Here is a 19,029-nt window from a genome sequence, read left to right on the forward strand (position 1 = left end):
CCCCGCGCTATGCTGGCACGGGCATCGCCGCATCGTCGAGCGCGCCCGCACGAACATAGGCATCCCGCCCGCTCACCCGCGCGAAATAATCCACAAAGACGTCGCGCTTGGGCAACCAGTCGAACATCACCCCCCAGCCGACCGAGGATCCGACATAGACATCGGCGGCGGTAAAGCGGTCCCCGGCGATATAGGGGTGCGCCGACACTGCCTTTTCGAGCACGTCGACGGCCAGCGCATAATTGCCATAACCGAACATCCGGCCCTGTTCAGGCGACGGTTCGAACTTGGCAAATTGGTTCGTCGTCGCCTGTTCCAACGGCCCGGCGGCGAAGAACAGCCAGCGATAATAATCCGCGCGCTCATGCGGCAGCGGCGCGAGCCCCGCCTCGGGAAACGCCTCCGCCAGATAGGCGCAGATCGCCGCGCATTCGGTCACCACCTTGCCGCCATGGACGATCGCCGGGACCTTCCCCATCGGGTTGATCTCGAGATAGTCTTGGCCCTTCATCGTCGTGCCATAGTCGACGATCTCGGTGCGATAGGCGGCGCCCGTCTCTTCGAGCATCCAGCGCGCGATCCGCCCGCGCGACTGGGGGTTGGTGTAAAGTATCAGCTCATCCGACATGGCATTCACTCCCGCTCGCTATAGAACATATAGTGAACACGTCATCCCTAAGTCGTCAAGCGCTATAGCGACGCCTCGAACAAATGGAGCAGCCGCGCCCACGCACGCTCGGCCTGCGCAGGATTATAGGCGCGGCTGTCGGGCGGGCACCATCCGTGGAGCGTGCCCGGATAGACCTCGATCTCGGCGGGCAGCTTCGCCGCCGCGAACGCCGCGCGCAATTTGGTCTTGTCGTCGGGCGCGCGGGCATCGTCATTCTCGGCGATGGCGAACAGATACTGCCCCTTGAGCCGCGGCACGAGCAGCAACGGGCTGTCGGCATCGTCGGTCGCCAGCCCGCCGCCGTGGAACGACGCGCCCGCACGCACCCGGTCGGGCGCCACTGCCGCGGTGCGCAGCGTCATCGGCCCGCCCATGCAATAGCCGGTGCTGCCGATCCCACGCTTCGTATCGACCTCGGGCTGCGCATCGAGAAAGGCGACGAATGCCTTGCCATCGCTCGTCGTCCCCGCCGCCGTCAGCGCCGCGCGCCACGGCGCGATCTTCTGCCGCACCTCGGGCTGGTCGAACGATTCACCCGGCTTGAGGAACGGCGCCTTGGTCGAGCGATAGAATTGGTTGACGGTGAGCACCGCATAGCCCGATTCGGCGAGCCGATCGGCCATCTGGCGGAAGGCGGGGCGCAGCCCCATGATGTCGGGCCACACCAGCACGCCGGGGTGCTTGCCGGTCGCGGGCGCGACGAAATAGGCGTCGGCGGTGCCGTCGGGCGTCGTGATCGTCACGTCGCGGCCCTTGATCGCCAGTGCATTGGCGGGGCTCGGCAGCAATATGCCGATGCCGGCGACGGCAGCGACGGCACCGAACCCCCGCCGCGTGATCGGCTCCGCCAGAAACCGTTCGTTATCCGCCGCCGTGAATTCGTCGCACATACCAGCCTCCTGCCCTCGCCGCTCGAAATCCCCCCGAGTCGGCAAGGCGCAGGCTACACAAGCGATCGCCCCGCGTCATGCACGCAGGAACAAGCGCTTACGTTTGAAAATTCGCGAAAGAGCGAATTTCAAGCGGCACCGGCCCGCTCCCCCGCCCGGCCACCCAACGGCAGTATTCTATGGGTGGCCGGGCGGGGGAGCGGGCCGGTGCCGCGAAATGCGCCAAAGCGCATTTTCAAACGGTGGCTTAGTGGCGGAACAGCGTTTCGGCAGTGTGCTCGACCGGGCCGGTCGGCGCATCGCCCTGCTCGGCCTCGCGGGCATGCGCGTCGCGCTCGGCACGGAGCTGCTCGATCAGCGCCTCGCGGTCACCCTCCAGCCTTGTGTCGGTCGGCGCCTCGATCCCAGCCGCCTTGGCCGCGCGCGCGACCAGCGCGTCCAGCTCGCGCTGCGTCGTCAGGCCCAGCGTCACCGGGTCCTTCGGGGTGATGTTGGTGATGTTCCAATGGCTGCGGTCGCGGATCGCGGCGATCGTGGTGCGGGTGGTGCCGATCAGCTTGCCGATCGCGCCGTCCGAAATCTCCGGGTGATGGCGCAGGATCCAGGCGATGCCGTCGGGCTTGTCCTGGCGCTTCGAAACCGGGGTATAGCGCGGCCCCTTGGTGCGGCGGACCTGCTCGGGGCCCTTCTGCATCTTCAGCCGATAGTCGGCATTGGCCTGGCCCTTGTCGATCTCGTCCTGCGTCAGCTCGTGCGCGCGCACCGGATCGCGACCGGTCAGCTTGGTCGTGGCGGTGTCGTCGGCGATCGCCTGCACCTCGAGGATGTGCAGCCCGCAGAACTCCGCGATCTGCTCGAACGAGAGCGACGTGTTGTCGACCAGCCAGGAAGCGGTCGCATGCGGCATCAGCGGCTGGGCCACGGAAAGTCTCCAGAAATAGAAAGGGCCGCCCATCACGGGCGGCCGGTCATGGTCGTGACTTAATGCGCCACGGGCCTAAGGGCAAGCTGTTCCGGTATTTACCGGGGGCCGAGGGGGATTGGGGTGGGGCCGAGAAGAATTTATGGGGGCGCAAGTGCGCCCGAGGCGCGGAGGCGCAGAGAGCAGAAGAAAGAAAGACGAAGTTCACCGTTCTCATCTGCTGCGGCGCAGCCAATCCAGCTTCTTTTCCTCCGCGCCTCCGCGCCTCGGGCGCACTTGCGCCCCCAAAAAAACCGCCGCCAGAGCCCTTACGCCGCCTCGTCCTCCTCCTCGCGCGCCACCAGCGCGTTGAGGAACTGGCGCGCGCTCGCTTCCCAGGTGAAGGTGCGGCCATAAGCGGCGCACGCCCGGCGATCCTTGGTCAGCGCCCGGCCGATCGCCACGGTCAGGTCTTCGTCGGTCGCCCCGGTGGCGTCGGTCAGCACATCGATCGGCCCCGTCACCGGATAGCCCGCCACGGGCACCCCGCACGCCAGCGCCTCGATCATCACCAGCCCGAAGGTATCGGTGCGGCTGGGGAAGACGAACACATCGGCACCGGCATAGGCCGATGCCAGCTCGGCGCCGAACATCGGCCCCAGGAAATGCGCATCGGGAAAGCGCGCCTCCAGCGACGCGCGCGCCGGGCCGTCGCCGACCACGACCTTGGTCCCGGGATGCGTCGTCTGCAGGAACGCCTCGATATTCTTCTCGACCGCCACCCGCCCGACATAGAGCTGCACCGGCCCGGCCAGCCCCGCCATCGCCGGGTGCGGCGCCAGTCGAGGGTGGAAATTGGCGAGGTCAACGCCCCGCCCCCAATGGCGGACATGCTTCAGCCCGTGCGCGGCGAGCGACTCGCGGATCGAGGGAGTCGAGGCGAGGATCGCCGACGACGGCGCATGGAACCAGCGGATATAGTGCCAGATCCATTCCGCAGGCACGCCCGACCGCGCCGAGACATAATCGGGGAACTGGGTGTGATAGGCCGTGGTGAAGGCCCGGTGGTTGCGCAGGCACCAGCGCCGAGCGGCGACGCATAGCGGCCCCTCGGTCGCCAGATGGATCGCGCTGGGCCGGAATTGCTCCAGCATCGCGCCCACGCTGGCGGTCCGCGTGATCGCCAGCCGGATTTCGGGATAGGTCGGGCAGGGCAGCGAATAGAACAGGTCGGGCGATATGACCTTCACGACATGCCCCTGCCCCACCAGCACGTCGCGCACCGATTGGAGCGTGCGAACGACGCCGTTGACCTGGGGCTCCCAGGCATCGGTCACGATTGCGATACGCACGGTCTCGGCCTCCGCCGCTGCCGTCACGCCGCCGCCAGTCTGACCCCGGAAGGCTGCGCGTCGCGCGCGGCAATTTCCTCGGCCCAATGGAGAATTTCCATAGTGCCGTCGTAATGCTCGACGAGCGCGGTGCAACCCTCCACCCAGTCGCCGTCGTTATAATATTCGATTCCGGCGATGGTGCGCATCTCCGCCTTGTGGATATGCCCCGCAATCACCCCGTCGATCCCGCGATGCGCCGCCTCGTGCGCAACGATCTCCTCGAACTTGGAAATGAACGACACCGCGTTCTTGACCTTCTGCTTGGCGTATTTGCTCAGCGACCAATAGGGCAGGTTGAACGCGCGGCGGACCAGATTGACCCAGCGATTGAGCCCCATCATCATTTCATAGGCAGCGTCGCCCAGGTGCGCGAGCCAGCGGTGCGACAGCGTGATCGCGTCGAATTCGTCGCCATGGAGCACCAGCAGGCGGCGGCCATCGACGGTGGTGTGGATCGCCTGGCGCCTGATTTCGACGCCGCCGAAGTCGAGCCCGGAGAACTGGCGGAACATCTCGTCATGGTTGCCGGGGATGTACACGATCCGCGTGTTGCGCTTGGCGCGCTTCAGCACGCGCCACACAATGTCGTTATGCGCGGCGGGCCAGTAGAAGCGCTTCTTCATCGCCCAGCCGTCGATGATGTCGCCGACCAGGTACATCGTGTCGCTGTCGACGTGATCCAGAAAGTCGATGAGCATCGCGGCGTTGCATCCGCGCGTGCCGAGATGGACGTCGGATATCCACACCGTGCGATACTGGCGCCGCCCGGCGACGATGCGTTCGGGGATCGACGGGGTGATCGAATGAAAATCGGCGATCTGCGCCGCGTCGAACGGAAGCCTGCTGATCGTGGCCATCGCCCCTGTCCCCGCACTTGCCTTGCCTGGGGCGGCTAATGCCTCGGCAATGTTACAAGTCGGGCGACGGCGATTTCACCGGCCTGTCACAATCTCACGCATCGATCGCGACATGCCCCGGCTGCGCCGCAACGCGCGCGATCCACACGCGGACATTCGGATAGGGCTGGAGATCGAAGCCGCCCTCCCCCGCGACATGGGTATAGGCATAGAGCGCGATGTCGGCGAGCGTCAGGCCGCTGCCTACGAGGAACTCGGTCCGCCCCAGATGCGCGTCCATCAGCGCCAGCGCGGCATGGCCCGCCGCGATCTTGCCCGGCAGCATCGCCCGCTGAAGCTCGCTCAGCGCCGCCTCCCCCACCCAGCGCCGCCAGAAGCGCACCGTCGCGATATTGGGTTCGTGGCTATATTGCTCCCAGAACATCCAGCGCAGCATGTCGGCATGGGCGAACCGATCGACCGGGATCAGCGGCGTGCCATGCGCCAGATAGACGCAGGCGGCGTTGCTTTCGGGCAGGAAATCGTCGCCAAGCTGGAGCACGGGGATGCGCCCGTCGGCGTTGACCTCGCCCAGGAACTCCGCCGTCCGCGTCTCGCCCTTCAGGATATCATACTGCCGCCGCTCGAGCGGAATTCCGACATGCGCCGCGGTCAGCCGGATCTTGTAGCAATTGCCCGAGGGCGCGAATTCGTGGAGCAGCAGCGCGGACATAGCGGACCCTTTCCGTTCGACCCGCGCGCCCTCGACAAAATCGCGCCGCTTGGCAAGCGCGGCGCGAGTGCCTTCACCCCGCTGTTACCCCATCGTCAGCACGATCTTGCCGACATGGTCGCCCGCCTCCATCCGGCGATGCGCCTCGGCGGCGCGATCGAGCGGGAAGCTGGTGTCGATCACCGGCTTGAGCTTGCCCTCCGCGACCAGCGGCCACACCATCCGCGCGATCTCGTCGGCGACCAGCGTCTTGAACTCGACGCTGCGCGGACGGAGCGTCGATCCGGTCAGCGTCAGCCGCTTGCGCATCACCTGCCACAGCGGGATCGTCGCCTCCGCCCCGCGCTGGACCGCGATCGAGACATGGCGGCCATCCTCGGCCAGGCACTGGATATTGCGGGGCACATAGTCGCCCCCGACCATGTCGAGCACGATATCGACTCCGCGCTTGGCCGTGATCTCCGCCACCCGCGCCACGAAATCCTCGGTCTTGTAGTTGATCGCATGATCGGCGCCGATGCCGCGCGCCGCGGCGCATTTTGCGTCCGATCCCGCGGTCACGATGCTCGTCAGCCCGAACAGCTTCGCCAGCGCGATCGCCATCGTCCCGATGCCGCTGGTGCCGCCATGGACCAGGATCGTCTCGCCCTCGGTCGCATAGGCGCGCTCGAACACGTTGGTCCACACGGTGAACAGCGTCTCGGGCATCGCCGCCGCCTCGATCATCGTCAGCACGGGCGGCACCGGCAGGCACTGCCCCGCGGGCGCCACCGCATATTCGGCATAGGCGCCGCCGCTGATCAGCGCACAGACCTTCTGCCCCAGCATCTCGTCGGGCACATCCTCGCCCAGCGCAACGATCGTCCCCGACACTTCCATGCCCAGGATCGACGGCGCGCCCGGCGGGGGCGGGTACAGCCCCATGCGCTGCATCACTTCGGGACGATTGACCCCTGCCGCCGCGACTCGAACCAGCACCTCGCCCGCCCCGGGGATCGGGACCGCCCGGCGAACCGGCATCAAGACTTCGGGACCTCCAGGCAATTCAGGGTCGATCGCGACCATCCACTCCGGCACGATCATCGGCTTGTTGTTTCCGTTCTCAATGCAACCCTCGCGTCTTATTGACATCGCTTCGCCGCCGGTCAACGTTCGGCGGGTAATGGACCTCGACGAGAATCTCCCGCGTCGCAAGGACGATTTGGCTGCCCAATTGGGCAGGCAGGATCTCGATCCGTTCTCGGTCGAGGAGCTTCAGGAACGCATCGTCCTGCTCGAAGCAGAGATCGAACGGACCCGGACGCGAATGCATCGCGCCGTTAACCACCGCGCAAGCGCCGACGCCCTATTCAAGCGATGAACTCTACCGCACCCGCCAGGCGCAACGCCTATAATGAAGGGTGCGGGACCGCGACGCTTGATGCCAGGCACAACACTCCCGACATATCGGTAGTTCGGGCTTGGTATCCCTCTGGCCCGACTGGAGTTGTCTAATGCCTAGTTTCGCCTCCGCCCTCGAATCCACGCTGCACAAGGCACTCGAAGCCGCGTCTTCGCGCCGCCACGAATATGCGACGCTCGAGCATCTGCTGCTGGCGCTCGTCGACGACGAACACGCCTCGAAGGTGATGAGCGCGTGCGGCGTCGAGCTGGGCGAGCTCAAAGCCACCGTGGCGCAGTATCTCGACACCGAGCTGGAAGCGCTCAAGGTCGAGAATGCGACCGATCCCTCCCCCACCAGCGGGTTCCAGCGCGTCGTCCAGCGCGCGATCCTGCATGTCCAGTCCTCGGGCCGCGACGAAGTGACCGGCGCGAACGTGCTCGTCGCCTTGTTCAGCGAGCGCGAGAGCTATGCGGTCTATTTCCTGCAACAGCAGGACATGAGCCGCCTCGACGCGGTCAGCTTCATCAGCCACGGCGTCGGCAAGGGCTCGACGCCCCCCGAAGCCACGACGCCCAAGGGGGTCGACGAGGACAAGACGCCCAAGCAGGAGACCAAGAGCGGCAAGGGCGAGAGCGCGCTCAAGCAGTTCACCGTCGACCTCAATGAAAAGGCCCGCAACGGCAAGGTCGACCCGCTGATCGGCCGCGCCGCCGAGGTGGATCGCACGATCCAGATCCTGTGCCGCCGCAGCAAGAACAACCCGCTCTATGTCGGCGATCCCGGCGTCGGCAAGACCGCCATCGCCGAGGGGCTGGCGCGCAAGATCGTCGAGGGCCAGGTTCCCGACGTGCTGCTCGAAGCGGTGATCTATTCGCTCGACATGGGCGCGCTGCTCGCCGGCACCCGCTATCGCGGCGATTTCGAGGAGCGGCTGAAACAGGTCGTCAACGAGCTCGAAAAGCTGCCCCACGCCGTGCTGTTCATCGACGAGATCCACACCGTCATCGGCGCGGGCGCGACCAGCGGCGGGGCGATGGACGCCTCCAACCTGCTCAAGCCGGCGCTGTCGGGCGGCGCGATCCGCTGCATCGGGTCGACCACCTACAAGGAATTCCGCAACCATTTCGAGAAGGACCGGGCGCTGCTCCGGCGCTTCCAGAAGATCGACGTCAACGAACCGTCGATCGAGGATACGGTCAAGATCCTCGCCGGGCTGCGGTCTGCGTTCGAACAGCATCATTCGGTGAAATACACCCCCGACGCGATCAAGTCGGCGGTGGAGCTGAGCGCGCGCTACATCAATGACCGCAAGCTGCCGGACAAGGCGATCGACGTGATCGACGAAGTCGGCGCGATGCAGATGCTCGTGCCCCCCAGCCGCCGGAAAAAGGTGATCACGCCCAAGGAGATCGAGCAGGTCATCGCCACGATGGCGCGCATCCCGCCAAAGAGCGTGTCGACCGACGACACCCGCACCCTCGCCAATCTCGAAACCGACCTGAAGCGGGTCGTGTTCGGGCAGGACAAGGCGATCGAAGTGCTGTCCTCGGCGATCAAGCTCAGCCGCGCGGGGCTTCGCGATCCCGACAAGCCGATCGGCAATTATCTGTTCAGCGGCCCCACCGGCGTCGGCAAGACCGAAGTCGCCAAGCAGCTGTCCGAGCTGCTCGGCATCCCGCTCCAGCGGTTCGACATGTCCGAATATATGGAGCGGCATTCGGTCAGCCGGCTGATCGGTGCGCCCCCGGGCTATGTCGGTTTCGACCAGGGCGGCCTGCTGACCGATGCCGTCGATCAGCAGCCGCATTCGGTGCTGCTGCTCGACGAGATCGAGAAGGCGCACCCGGACCTGTTCAACATCCTGTTGCAGGTGATGGACAATGGCCGGCTCACCGATCAGCACGGCAAATCGGTCGATTTCCGCAATGTTATCCTGATCATGACCACCAATGCCGGTGCGTCGGACATGGCGAAGGAATCGGTCGGCTTCGGCGACATGGGCGGCCGCGAGGACGTTCAGGAAGAGGCGGTGAAGAAGCTCTTCACCCCCGAATTCCGCAACCGCCTCGATGCGATCGTGCCGTTCGACTATCTGCCGACCGAAGTGGTCGGGCGCGTCGTCGACAAGTTCATCCTCCAGCTCGAACTCCAGCTGGCGGACCGCGGCGTCCATATCCAGCTCGACGACGAGTCGAAGGCGTGGCTGACCGCGCGCGGCTATGACAAATTGTACGGCGCGCGCCCGATGGGCCGGCTGATCCAGGAGAAGATCAAGCAACCGCTCGCCGAGGAACTGCTGTTCGGCAAGCTGATCCATGGCGGCGAGGTCAATGTGAAGCTCAAGGACGGCGCACTCGCCTTCGAGATCGTCCCCGCCGCGCCCAAAAAGCCCAAGGGCAAGGGCGGCAAGAAGGCGGAGGCCGTGAAGGCGAAGTAACGCTCTCCACAGTGGATATCGGACGGGCCGGGATGCGAATCCCGGCCCGTTTCGTTTTGAAGCGCGAAAGCATGCCCGCGCTGGGCGCGCCGGGCGCGTCTTCGGCACCTGCCTGTCCCAAATATGGACATGTGCAATATTCGGTTCGTCGCAAATCTGCGCGGACCGAAGTGCGATTGGCGCGCGGACAGCGCCCTGACGCCCGAAGTTTACCGGTTGTTCGTCATGTTACCCGTAGCAGGGATCATGTTCGTCCGTTTTTGGCCCCGGTTCCTGCGCCTGATGGTCGCCAGCCTCGCCCTGTACGCAGCGGCGCGCCCGGCGATTGCCGAGGCCAGCGCCGCTGGGTCCCCCCTCGACCTGTGCATCCTGCGCGATACGGGCGGGATGCGCCCCGCGGCGCTGTTCCATCAGCCGCAGCGCTTCGATTGCACCACGCCGCAGCATAAGTTGGGAACGGGCGATTTCTGGGTGCTATCCTCGCCGATCGACCGGCAGTCGCTGGAATCCGATCCGCTGCGCGTGCGGCTGGCGAGCGTCTGGCAGGAGCGGCTGACGCTCCACATCCTCTATGCGGACGGCGAAATCCTGTCGATGGCGACCGGGCGCACCGGCGTCGCCCCCTTCATCCAGCTTGGAGCGGTCGTCGAACAGCCGCTGCCCGCGCGCCCGGCCAAGGTCGTGCGCCTGCTGTGGCATGTCGAGAAATCGCCGAACATGCGCGGCATCCTGTTCGGCGCGCGGCTCGCCACCGCCGACCAGAGCCGCGCCATCAATCTGCGCATGGCCGCGCTCTATGCCGGATTTGCCGGGCTGTGCCTCGCACTGGTGATGTACAATCTGGCGCTATGGGGCGCGCTTCGGCACCGGTTCCAGCTCGACTATTGCGTGATGGTCGCGGCGCTGATGCTCTACACCTTCACCTCGTCGGGGGCGATGTCCTGGGCGTTCCCCGGCCTGGCGAACAATGATCGCCTGCGGTTCAATTATCTCCTGCTCGGTCTCGCCTCCGCCGCCGCGATCATGTTCGCCCGCAATTTCTTCGAGCCGCGGATTTTCGCCGGGTGGCTGAAACGCTATTCGACCGGGGTGGCGCTGGCCACCTCGGGCGCAGGGCTGTCCTTCTTCCTCCTGGCACCCGTGGCGCCGCGCGTGCCCGACATCGTGTTCACGCTGGCGTTCCTGGGACTCGCCACTGTCGTCGGCCCGATCCTGTGGCGGGGCTGGCGGCAGCGGAGCAGCTATGTGTGGCTGTTTGCGGTCGGGTGGGGATTGCCGATCCTGATGGCGCTGCTGCGCACGCTGTCGAACCTGCATGTGCTGCCCTGGAGCTTCTGGATCGACAATTCGACGATCGTCTCGGCGACGAGCGAGGCGCTGATGTCCGCCATCGCGATCGCCTATCGCATCCGCCTGTTGCGTGACGAGCGCGACGACGCGATCGCCGCCGAAGTGATGGCGCGCCGGCTGGCGGATACCGATCCGCTGACCGGGCTGCTCAATCGCCGCGCCTTCCTGAACAAGGCCATTGCCCGCGAGGGCGACCAGCAATTGCTCGTGGTCGACATCGATCACTTCAAGCGCGTCAACGAGACCCTCGGGCATGACGGCGGCGACGAAGTGCTGCGCGTCTTTGCCCGGGTGATGCGCACTACGCTTCCCGCCCAGACGCTGGTCGCGCGGATGGGGGGCGAGGAATTTGCGATCCTGACCCCCGCGGAATCGGCGATCGAGCCCGATGCGCTGCTGGCCCGCCTCCGCAACGCGCGGATGCCGTTCGACCTGCGCGTGACGGCCAGCATCGGCGCCTGTGTCGGGCCGCTGGTCACCGATCGCGACTGGAAGGCGCTGTATCGCGGCGCCGACGCGGCACTTTTCGAAGCAAAGTCGGCGGGTCGCGACCGTTTCCGCACCGCCGTCCGCCGCGCCGCCTGAAACCCCGCCGCTTGCGGCTCCCGCCCGCTTGCGGCTCCCAGCGCATGCGCGTAGATGTGCGACCATGACGCGACGCAATCGGATCATCCTCGCAGGAGCAGCGGCGTTGGCGCTGGTCGCCTTCGCGTCGCCGCAGCACCGCGCATCGATCCAGATCCTCGCCCATGATCAGGGCGACGTTTCCCCGCGCCGGATTCAGGCGGTCGTCGACCTGGGGCTTGTCGGGGTTTCGGTGCTGGTCACCTGGAGCCGACGCCTCGCCTATTGACGCTCGCCCGGCGCTGCTTACACTCGTGTAAATGAGCGATTTCGAGAGTATCTGGCGCACCGCCTATCGCCACCCCGGGGCATGGGACGATTCCTTTCCTCCCCTGTCGATGGCCGAGCTGTTCGACGCGAGCGCGACCGCGCATCCAGAGGCGCCGCTGCTCGATTTCATGGGCCGCAAATACAGCTATGCCGAAACGCTGGACGGCGCCAATCGCGTCGCCTGCGGGCTGCGCGCGCTGGGCTATGGCCCCGGCGACCGGATCGGCTTGTTCCTGCCCAACGTGCCCCATTATGTCGCCGCCTATTATGGCATCCTCAAGCTCGGCGCGGTCGTCGTCAATTTCTCGCCGTTGTACAGCGTCGAGGAACTGGCGGCGCAGGTTGCCGATTCGGGGACGCGGCTGTTGTTCACGCTCTCCGCGACCGCCCTGCTCCCGACCGCGCTCAGGGTGCTCGAGCAGAGCGCGGTCGAGCGGCTGGTGGTCGGATCGATCGCCGGGGCGCTGCCTCCGGCCAAGTCGCTGTTCTACCGGCTGTTCCGCACCGCCGAAGTCACGCCACGCCCCGCCGATCCGCGCGTCCTGGCGTTCTCGGCGCTGATCGCCAACGAAGGATCGTGCGTCACCCCGGCGATCGACCCCGAACGCGATCTGGCGCTGATCCAATATACCGGCGGCACCACCGGCATCCCGAAGGGCGCGATGCTGACGCACCAGAATCTGTCGGCCAATGCGCGGCAGGTCGCGCGGCTCGACCCCGATCTGGGCAAGGTCGCCGATCGCATCCTGGGCGTCCTCCCCTTCTTCCACGTCTTCGCCAATACCTGCGTGCTCAATCGCACCGTGCTGACCGGCGGCGAGATCGTGATGCTGCCGCGCTTCAACGCGCAGCAGGCGCTGGCCGAGCTGCGCCGCACCCGCCCCGGCGCGCTGCCGGGGGTGCCGACCATGTACCAGGCGCTGCTCGACGCGCCGGGGATGAAGCCCGATGATTTCAGCAGCCTGCGCTTCTGCATCTCGGGCGGCGCGCCGCTGTCGCAACAGCTCAAGGAGAGCTGGGAATCGATCACGCACGCGCATGTGATCGAAGGCTATGGCCTGTCCGAAAGCGCGGGCGTGGTCTCGGCCAATCCCTATGTCGGGCTCAACAAGCCGGGCACGATCGGCCAGCCGCTGGCCGCCACCCGCGTCCGGCTGGTCGACAAGGAGGACCCGACCCGGCCTCCGCCAGAGGGCGAACCGGGCGAGATCGTCGTGGCAGGCCCCCAGATCATGCAGGGCTATTGGAACCGCCCCGATACCGATGCGACCGTGTTCGCCACCGTCGATGGCGAGTCGCACTGGCTGCGCACCGGCGATGTCGGGACGATCGACGAAGACGGCTATATCCGCATCGTCGACCGGCTGAAGGACATGATCGCGGTGGGCGGCTTCAAGGTGTTCCCCAGCCAGATCGAGGCGGTGCTCTATCGCCACCCCGCGGTGAAGGAAGCGCTCGTGATCGGCCTCCCCGACGCCTATCACGGCGAGCTGCCCCACGCCTATGTCACTCTAAACGAAGGCGAAAGCGTCGAGGGGCCGGGGCTGTGCCTGTGGCTCAACGGCCAGCTTGGCAAGCATGAGCGGGTCAGCGAATGCGTAGTGCGCGCGACCATGCCCAAGACGATGATCGGCAAGCTCAGCCGCAAGGACCTGGTGGCGGAGGTTATGGGCGCTTGAAAGGCATGCGCCCAACCGTGACCGGCGCTATACACGCCCTCCGCTCACCGAAACACCGCGCTGCCGACAATTTAAATCATCGGGCACCCTGGTGCGCCAAACACCGATTCATCGCCATCATAGTATATGTTATAATAATAAACGTAGTTCGGATCCCAGACGTAAGTCGTACCCGAATGCTGCCGGGCGAACCGCCGAGCGGCGTTGTCGCATTCGGGTGAGGTCTCCCAAGGAGCAGGCGGATGATCCTCGTATGCGGGAACCGGAGTAGTAATTGCCAAAGCCATTGATGAAGATGACACTAACGCCACGGACGCAAGCGAAACCAAAATCAGTTTTACCATTGCGCTTCCTTTCCCGTCACAGGGTGTGACGCCGCAATGCTACATAAATATCAAGCAGAATCAATAAATAAGTCGCAAATTACGCTAGGACGAATGCGGTCAGCACCCTCTCCCTTTGTGGGAGATTGAAGGGGTAGGGAGACCTGATCTCGAATGGCACTCCCCCGACCTCGCAGCGAGGTGGACAGGGACTGCCACCAGCCCCCCCCCTTACAGCCCCAGCTTCTCCAGCGCCTCCGCCAGCTCCGCATTCACCCCCGCATCGTCCCGCGGCGCCAGCCGGTTCAACGCCGTCTGCACCCGGCTCTGCGCCACCTGGAGCGCCTTGTGCCGCACCTGCCGGACCAAATTGGTCCGCCCCGATCGGCTCTCCCCGAGCAGCGCCGCCCATTTCGCCTCCTCCGCCGCGAGGATCGCCAGCGCGAGGCGAAGGCCGTCGCGGCGGCCATGCGCATAGTCTTCGGACATCTTCCCCTTATCCTCGTTCGCGCCTCAATCGCCCGGCTTCGCCCCCGCGCCATACATCACGGCCTTCAGGTTCATGAACTCGTGCATCCCCCATGGCCCCAGCTCGCGGCCATGGCCCGACAGCTTGACCCCGCCAAACGGCGCCTCGGGCGTCGAGGCGAGCAGCGCATTGACCGCCGTCATCCCGCTCTCGATGTCGCGGGCGAACTGCTCGATCTCCGCCGCGTCCTGCGTCCAAACCGACGAGCCCAGCCCATAGGGCACATCGTTCGCCAGATCGATCGCCTGGGCGATGTTCGCCACTTTATACACCGCGGCGACGGGGCCGAATATCTCCTCCTTGGCCACGTCGCTCTCCGGGTCGATGCCGGTCAGCACCCCCGGCGTCATCCATGCGCCGGGCCGGTCGATCCGCTCGCCCCCCAGCCGCAGCGTCGCGCCTTCGGCCTGGGCGCGCGCGACCTGTTCCAGCACGGTGTCGCGCTGCGCCTCGCTCGACAGCGGGCCCATCACCGTCTCGGGGTCCATCGGGTCGCCGATCTTGACCGCGCGCATCCCCGCCTCGAACCGTTCGAGGAACGCGTCATACACCTCGGCATGGACGATCATCCGCTTGGCGCAGATGCAGCTCTGCCCCGCATTCTGGACGCGCGCAGTCACCGCGGTCTTCGCCGCGAGGTCAATATCGGCGGAGGGCATCACGATCAGCGGGTCCGACCCGCCCAGCTCCAGCACCACTTTCTTGAGCGCCCGCCCCGCCGCAGTCGCCACCTTGGCCCCCGCGCCTTCGCTCCCGGTCAGCGTGACCGCGACGACGCGCTTGTCGGCGATGATATCGGCCACCTTGTCCGATTTGATCGCGAGGTTCTGGAACAGCCCGTCGGGCGCGCCCGCGGCGCTGGCCAATTGCTGCATCAGCGCAGCGCAGCCCTGGACGCTGGAGGCGTGCTTGAGCAGCGCGACATTGCCCGCCATGATCGTCGGGGCGAGGAAGCGCACCACCTGCCAATAGGGAAAATTCCACGGCATCACCGCCAGCACCGGCCCCATCGGCAGCCACCGCGCCTGCGCGCGGCCGGTCGGGGTCTTGACCGTCCTCCCCTCCAGATAGCCGGGGCCCTGCTCGGCATAGTGGCGGAAGCCGGCGATGCACTTGTCCACTTCGGCTAGCGCGCCGGTAATCGGCTTGCCCATTTCGCGCACCGCGGTCTCGGCCAGATGCTGCTTGTTCGCCGCCCACTGGTCGGCAATCGCCGACAGCAGCGCGGTCCGCTGCTCGATCGTCGCGTTGCGCCATGCGCGATAGGCCGTCTGCGCGCGCGTCAGCGCCAGTTCGATGCCGTCCTCGTCCAGTTCCTCGAAACTGCTGCCCGCCTCGCCGGTCGCCGGGTTGATGCTCGTGAACATGGCAATCTCCTGTCTGGTCGCGCCTCAACGCGGGGCTAGGCCGGCAAGTGCCATCGCCGCAATTCTACGCTGGTATGTTGCCTTCCCTGCCCGCCGTGCCGCATAGCGTGTCCATGGCAGACCAAGCGGACATCGCAGAGCTTTCGTTCGAGGAAGCACTGAAGGAACTGGAGCGGATCGTGGGCCGGCTGGAAAGCGGCGATGCCGCGCTCCAGGAGGCGATCGACCTGTATGAGCGCGGCGACCGGCTGCGGCGACAATGCGCGGCGCGGCTCGATTCGGCGCAGGCCCGGATCGAGGCGATCCGCACCGATGCGGAAGGGCGCCCGACGGGCACCACGCCCTTCGCCGCCGCCTGAGCGTGGCGAGCATGGCCGACGCCTCGCTCCCCCTCCAGGCTGCGCTCCGCGACGTCGCGGGCGAGATGGACCGGATGTTCGACTCGCTGCTCGCGGTGCCGGGCGATCCGCGACAGGGGCTGTACCGCGCGATGCGCCACGCCGCGATCGGCGGGGGCAAGCGGTTGCGCCCGCTGCTGGTGTTCGCCACGTCGCGGCTGTTCGCGGTCGACCGCAGCCGCGCCGCGCGCGTCGCCGCCGCGCTGGAGGCGATCCATGTCTATTCGCTCGTCCATGACGATCTCCCCGCGATGGACGACGACGATATGCGCCGCGGCAAGCCCACGGTGCACAAGGCGTTCGACGAAGCCACCGCGATCCTGGCGGGCGATTGCCTCCACGCGCTGGCGTTCGAGATACTGGCCGACGAGGCGACGCACCCCGATCCGTTCGTGCGGATCGAGCTGGTCGGCGCGCTGGCGCATGCCGCCGGCCCTTCGGGCATGGCGGGCGGCCAGATGATGGACCTGGAGGCGGAGAAGGCCAGCTTCGACCTCAACACCGTGACGCGGCTCCAGGCGATGAAGACCGGCGCGCTGATCAGCTGCGCGGTCGAATGCGGCGCGATCCTGGGCAAGGTGCCGGTCGAGGGCCGCACCGGGCTGCGCGGCTATGCGCGCGACGTCGGCCTCGCCTTCCAGATCGCCGACGACATCCTCGATGCCGAGGGCGACGAGGCGCTGGCGGGCAAGAAGCTGCGCAAGGACGATGCCCAGGGCAAGGAAACCTTCCTCACCCTGCTCGGCCTCGATCGCGCGCGGGCACAGGCGCGGCTGCTGGTCGAACAGGCGGTGGAGCATCTCCATTCCTATGGCCCGGAGGCCGACCTGCTGCGCGACATCGCCCGCTTCACGCTGGACCGGGATCGCTGAGGAGCGCCGACATGACCATCCGCACCGGCGTCTATCCCGGCACCTTCGATCCGATCACCCGCGGCCATATGGACATCATCCGGCGCGGCGCGAAGCTCGTCGACCGGCTCGTCATCGGCGTGACCACCAATCCGTCGAAGAACCCGATGTTCACCATCGAGGAACGCATGGAGATGGTGAAGCGCGAGACCGCGGATCTCGTCGACGGCGACATCCAGGTCGTGAGCTTCGATTCGCTGCTGATGGACTTTGCCGAGCGCGAGCACGCCAGCGTCATCATCCGCGGGCTGCGCGCGGTCGCCGACTTCGAATATGAATATCAGATGGCCGGCATGAACCAGCAGCTCAACGACCGGATCGAGACGGTCTTCCTGATGGCCGACGTCTCGCTCCAGCCGATCGCCAGCCGGCTGGTCAAGGAGATCGCGCTATACGGCGGCGCGATCCGCAAGTTCGTGCCGCCCCGCGTCGAGGCCGAAGTCGCCGCGCGCGTGGTGCGGATCGGCCGCAAGGGCAGTTGAGTCGCGGGCTTCCCGCAACGCGGCGATTGCTTTAGACCCCGGTTCCAAATCCAGTACCTGCTCCGATCGGGGATATTGATGCGTTTCGTTGCTGCCCTGGCCAGTCTGGCCGCCCTGTTTACCGCCGTCCCCGCTTTTGCCCAGAAGCCACCCGCAAAGGTCGAGGTCGAGCCGCTCAAGGGCGTCGCCTCCGACGGCGCGAACGTGCCGGTCAAGGTTGCCGCCGATCCCGAAAACACCTGGGTCCTCGATCTGTCGACCGGGGGTCGCGTCACGATCCGGCTGCGACCCGACGTCGCGCCAAAGATGGTCGAGCGAATCAAGACGCTCACGCGCCGCAAATTCTATGACGGCATCATCTTCCACCGCGTCATCGACGGCGGCGAGAACATGGCGCAAGGCGGCGACCCCAAGGGCAACGGCACCGGCGGCTCCGACCTGCCCAACGTGCCCGCCGAGTTCAACAACCTGCCGCATGTCCGCGGCGCGGTGTCCGCCGCGCGCGCGACCGATCCGAACAGCGCGAACAGCCAGTTCTTCATCATGTTCGGCCCGCGGCTGGGCTTCGACCATGATTACACCGTGTTCGGTCGCGTCACCGATGGCATCCAGTGGGTCGACAAGATCGAGCGCGGCGAGCCGCCCGCCAACCCCACGCGCATCCTCCGCGCCTATGTCGCCGCCGACAATCCCCCGCCCTATCAGGCGCCCGCCCCGGTCGCGAACGCGCTGCCCGAAGGCGAGACGAAGGTGACGCTGCCCCAATAAGGCAGCGTCGACCGATCCCGTGAACGTCGACCTTTTCGATTTCGAGCTGCCCCCGGAACGCATCGCGCTCCGGCCGGCGGAACCGCGCGATGCCGCGCGGCTGCTGGTGCTCGATGGCGACACCACAAGCGACGCCCATATGCGCGACCTGCCCGCGATGCTCCGCGCGGGCGATCTGCTGGTGTTCAACGATACCCGCGTGATCCCCGCCCAGCTCGAGGGGCACCGCGCCCCCCGCCCCGGCGCCGAGGATGCGGCGGGCGCACGGATCGGCGCGACGCTGCACAAGCGCGAAGGGCCACGCCGCTGGCGCGCCTTCATCCGCAACGCCAAAAGGCTGGCCGAGGGTGACGCAGTCGATTTCGGCCAGGGCGTCAATGCCCGCGCGCTCGACCGCGCCGACGATGGCAGCTTCGCCCTTGAGTTCGCAGGCGACGAGCCCATCGAGCTGCTCCTCGAACGCTGCGGGCGGATGCCGCTCCCACCCTATATCGCCTCCAAGCGCCCCACCGACGCGCGCGACGCCGACGATTACCAGACGATGTTCGCGACCGAACCCGGCGCCGTCGCGGCCCCCACGGCGGCGCTCCACTTCACCCCGGGACTGATGGCGGCGCTGGCGGCGGCGGGAGTGGGTCACACGACGCTGACGCTCCATGTCGGCGCCGGGACCTTCCTGCCGGTCAAGGCGACCGACACGACCGAGCACCGGATGCACGCCGAATGGGGCCGCATCGACACCGCCACCGCCGATCGCCTCAACGCCGTCCGCGCCGCCGGCGGCCGCGTGATCGCCGTCGGCACCACCAGCCTGCGCCTGATCGAAAGCGCCGCGGGCGAGGACGGCATCGTCCGCCCCTTCGAAGGCGACACCGCGATCTTCATCACCCCCGGCTATCGCTTCCGGGGGATCGACGGGCTGGTCACCAACTTCCATCTGCCGCGCTCGACGCTGTTCATGCTGGTATCGGCGCTGATGGGGCTGGATCGGATGAAAGCGGGCTATGCCCATGCGATCGCGCAGGGCTATCGCTTCTACAGCTATGGCGACGGGTCGCTGCTGCTGCCGTAGCGCGCCTCGGT

General features: G+C 66.7%; 19 protein-coding genes. 10 read left to right on the forward strand and 9 right to left on the reverse strand.

Annotated elements, in window-relative coordinates:
• Positions 1–7: 7 nt before the first annotated feature.
• The 7 genes from TS85_RS15950 to TS85_RS15980 all read right to left on the reverse strand — a co-directional run bounded on the left by TS85_RS15950 (position 8) and on the right by TS85_RS15980 (position 6,507).
• A complete protein-coding gene (locus tag TS85_RS15950; RefSeq protein ID WP_044333577.1) occupies positions 8–628 on the reverse strand; it encodes a glutathione S-transferase family protein in 621 nt (206 codons plus the stop codon).
• Positions 629–690: 62 nt separating this feature from the next.
• The gene (locus TS85_RS15955; protein WP_044333578.1) at positions 691–1,560 is read right to left on the reverse strand and encodes a dienelactone hydrolase family protein; all 870 of its coding nucleotides are present in this window, start codon (positions 1,558–1,560) and stop codon (positions 691–693) included.
• 247 nt (positions 1,561–1,807) lie between these two features.
• Positions 1,808–2,482 carry a DUF1013 domain-containing protein gene (locus TS85_RS15960; protein ID WP_044333580.1) on the reverse strand — a complete coding sequence of 225 codons (675 nt, stop codon included), beginning with the start codon at positions 2,480–2,482 and terminating at the stop codon, positions 1,808–1,810.
• Between the two features lie 308 nt (positions 2,483–2,790).
• Complete coding sequence (locus tag TS85_RS15965) at positions 2,791–3,813, reverse strand: glycosyltransferase family 4 protein (protein ID WP_044336428.1); 1,023 nt, start codon at positions 3,811–3,813, stop codon at positions 2,791–2,793.
• A 23-nt stretch (positions 3,814–3,836) separates the two neighbouring features.
• Positions 3,837–4,712 (reverse strand): UDP-2,3-diacylglucosamine diphosphatase, encoded by an 876-nt coding sequence (locus tag TS85_RS15970; RefSeq protein WP_044333582.1) that lies wholly within the window; start codon positions 4,710–4,712, stop codon positions 3,837–3,839.
• Between the two features lie 94 nt (positions 4,713–4,806).
• Positions 4,807–5,424: a glutathione S-transferase family protein gene (locus TS85_RS15975; RefSeq protein ID WP_044333584.1), complete on the reverse strand. Its 618-nt coding sequence runs from the start codon at positions 5,422–5,424 to the stop codon at positions 4,807–4,809.
• A gap of 84 nt (positions 5,425–5,508) precedes the next feature.
• Positions 5,509–6,507: an NAD(P)H-quinone oxidoreductase gene (locus TS85_RS15980; RefSeq protein ID WP_227698517.1), complete on the reverse strand. Its 999-nt coding sequence runs from the start codon at positions 6,505–6,507 to the stop codon at positions 5,509–5,511.
• A 79-nt stretch (positions 6,508–6,586) separates the two neighbouring features.
• Here TS85_RS15980 and TS85_RS15985 point away from each other — a divergent pair, with 79 nt between their 5' ends.
• The 5 genes from TS85_RS15985 to TS85_RS16005 all read left to right on the forward strand — a co-directional run bounded on the left by TS85_RS15985 (position 6,587) and on the right by TS85_RS16005 (position 13,168).
• Positions 6,587–6,784 (forward strand): DUF1192 domain-containing protein, encoded by a 198-nt coding sequence (locus TS85_RS15985; RefSeq protein ID WP_044333586.1) that lies wholly within the window; start codon positions 6,587–6,589, stop codon positions 6,782–6,784.
• A 133-nt stretch (positions 6,785–6,917) separates the two neighbouring features.
• Positions 6,918–9,245, forward strand: a complete 2,328-nt coding sequence (clpA, locus tag TS85_RS15990; protein ID WP_044333588.1) for an ATP-dependent Clp protease ATP-binding subunit ClpA — start codon at positions 6,918–6,920, stop codon at positions 9,243–9,245.
• A gap of 246 nt (positions 9,246–9,491) precedes the next feature.
• Entirely contained in the window at positions 9,492–11,180 is a 1,689-nt protein-coding gene (locus tag TS85_RS15995; RefSeq protein WP_044336432.1) for a sensor domain-containing diguanylate cyclase, read from the forward strand.
• A gap of 64 nt (positions 11,181–11,244) precedes the next feature.
• Positions 11,245–11,448: a hypothetical protein gene (locus TS85_RS16000; RefSeq protein ID WP_044333590.1), complete on the forward strand. Its 204-nt coding sequence runs from the start codon at positions 11,245–11,247 to the stop codon at positions 11,446–11,448.
• 31 nt (positions 11,449–11,479) lie between these two features.
• The gene (locus TS85_RS16005; protein WP_044333592.1) at positions 11,480–13,168 is read left to right on the forward strand and encodes a long-chain-fatty-acid--CoA ligase; all 1,689 of its coding nucleotides are present in this window, start codon (positions 11,480–11,482) and stop codon (positions 13,166–13,168) included.
• Between the two features lie 554 nt (positions 13,169–13,722).
• Here TS85_RS16005 and TS85_RS16010 read toward each other — a convergent pair.
• Positions 13,723–13,980 carry a hypothetical protein gene (locus tag TS85_RS16010; RefSeq protein ID WP_044333594.1) on the reverse strand — a complete coding sequence of 86 codons (258 nt, stop codon included), beginning with the start codon at positions 13,978–13,980 and terminating at the stop codon, positions 13,723–13,725.
• A gap of 24 nt (positions 13,981–14,004) precedes the next feature.
• Positions 14,005–15,387: an NAD-dependent succinate-semialdehyde dehydrogenase gene (locus tag TS85_RS16015; RefSeq protein WP_044333596.1), complete on the reverse strand. Its 1,383-nt coding sequence runs from the start codon at positions 15,385–15,387 to the stop codon at positions 14,005–14,007.
• Between the two features lie 113 nt (positions 15,388–15,500).
• On the opposite strand from TS85_RS16015, the gene TS85_RS16020 reads away from it, so the two are divergent.
• The 5 genes from TS85_RS16020 (at position 15,501) to queA (ending at position 19,018) form a co-directional block, all read left to right on the forward strand.
• Positions 15,501–15,746 carry an exodeoxyribonuclease VII small subunit gene (locus TS85_RS16020; RefSeq protein WP_044333598.1) on the forward strand — a complete coding sequence of 82 codons (246 nt, stop codon included), beginning with the start codon at positions 15,501–15,503 and terminating at the stop codon, positions 15,744–15,746.
• Positions 15,747–15,757: 11 nt separating this feature from the next.
• Positions 15,758–16,657: a polyprenyl synthetase family protein gene (locus TS85_RS16025; protein WP_044336434.1), complete on the forward strand. Its 900-nt coding sequence runs from the start codon at positions 15,758–15,760 to the stop codon at positions 16,655–16,657.
• Positions 16,658–16,674: 17 nt separating this feature from the next.
• Positions 16,675–17,178 (forward strand): pantetheine-phosphate adenylyltransferase, encoded by a 504-nt coding sequence (gene coaD / locus TS85_RS16030; RefSeq protein ID WP_173426281.1) that lies wholly within the window; start codon positions 16,675–16,677, stop codon positions 17,176–17,178.
• Between the two features lie 78 nt (positions 17,179–17,256).
• Positions 17,257–17,946 carry a peptidylprolyl isomerase gene (locus tag TS85_RS16035; RefSeq protein WP_052507962.1) on the forward strand — a complete coding sequence of 230 codons (690 nt, stop codon included), beginning with the start codon at positions 17,257–17,259 and terminating at the stop codon, positions 17,944–17,946.
• 19 nt (positions 17,947–17,965) lie between these two features.
• Complete coding sequence (queA, locus tag TS85_RS16040) at positions 17,966–19,018, forward strand: tRNA preQ1(34) S-adenosylmethionine ribosyltransferase-isomerase QueA (RefSeq protein WP_044333603.1); 1,053 nt, start codon at positions 17,966–17,968, stop codon at positions 19,016–19,018.
• The last annotated feature ends 11 nt before the right edge of the window (positions 19,019–19,029 follow it).

This window comes from Sphingomonas hengshuiensis (genome assembly GCF_000935025.1).
Classification (GTDB): domain Bacteria; phylum Pseudomonadota; class Alphaproteobacteria; order Sphingomonadales; family Sphingomonadaceae; genus Sphingomonas; species Sphingomonas hengshuiensis.

Bases quoted from the DNA above. Each gene is read 5' to 3' on its own strand.
- TS85_RS15950 (WP_044333577.1), bottom strand. From the start codon at position 628: ATGTCGGATGAGCTGATACTTTACACCAACCCCCAGTCGCGCGGGCGG.
- TS85_RS15955 (WP_044333578.1), bottom strand. From the start codon at position 1,560: ATGTGCGACGAATTCACGGCGGCGGATAACGAACGGTTTCTGGCGGAG.
- TS85_RS15970 (WP_044333582.1), bottom strand. From the start codon at position 4,712: ATGGCCACGATCAGCAGGCTTCCGTTCGACGCGGCGCAGATCGCCGAT.
- TS85_RS15975 (WP_044333584.1), bottom strand. From the start codon at position 5,424: ATGTCCGCGCTGCTGCTCCACGAATTCGCGCCCTCGGGCAATTGCTAC.
- TS85_RS15980 (WP_227698517.1), bottom strand. From the start codon at position 6,507: ATGATCGTGCCGGAGTGGATGGTCGCGATCGACCCTGAATTGCCTGGA.
- TS85_RS15985 (WP_044333586.1), top strand. From the start codon at position 6,587: ATGGACCTCGACGAGAATCTCCCGCGTCGCAAGGACGATTTGGCTGCC.
- clpA (WP_044333588.1), top strand. From the start codon at position 6,918: ATGCCTAGTTTCGCCTCCGCCCTCGAATCCACGCTGCACAAGGCACTC.
- TS85_RS15995 (WP_044336432.1), top strand. From the start codon at position 9,492: ATGTTCGTCCGTTTTTGGCCCCGGTTCCTGCGCCTGATGGTCGCCAGC.
- TS85_RS16000 (WP_044333590.1), top strand. From the start codon at position 11,245: ATGACGCGACGCAATCGGATCATCCTCGCAGGAGCAGCGGCGTTGGCG.
- TS85_RS16005 (WP_044333592.1), top strand. From the start codon at position 11,480: ATGAGCGATTTCGAGAGTATCTGGCGCACCGCCTATCGCCACCCCGGG.
- TS85_RS16010 (WP_044333594.1), bottom strand. From the start codon at position 13,980: ATGTCCGAAGACTATGCGCATGGCCGCCGCGACGGCCTTCGCCTCGCG.
- TS85_RS16015 (WP_044333596.1), bottom strand. From the start codon at position 15,387: ATGTTCACGAGCATCAACCCGGCGACCGGCGAGGCGGGCAGCAGTTTC.
- TS85_RS16020 (WP_044333598.1), top strand. From the start codon at position 15,501: ATGGCAGACCAAGCGGACATCGCAGAGCTTTCGTTCGAGGAAGCACTG.
- TS85_RS16025 (WP_044336434.1), top strand. From the start codon at position 15,758: ATGGCCGACGCCTCGCTCCCCCTCCAGGCTGCGCTCCGCGACGTCGCG.
- TS85_RS16035 (WP_052507962.1), top strand. From the start codon at position 17,257: ATGCGTTTCGTTGCTGCCCTGGCCAGTCTGGCCGCCCTGTTTACCGCC.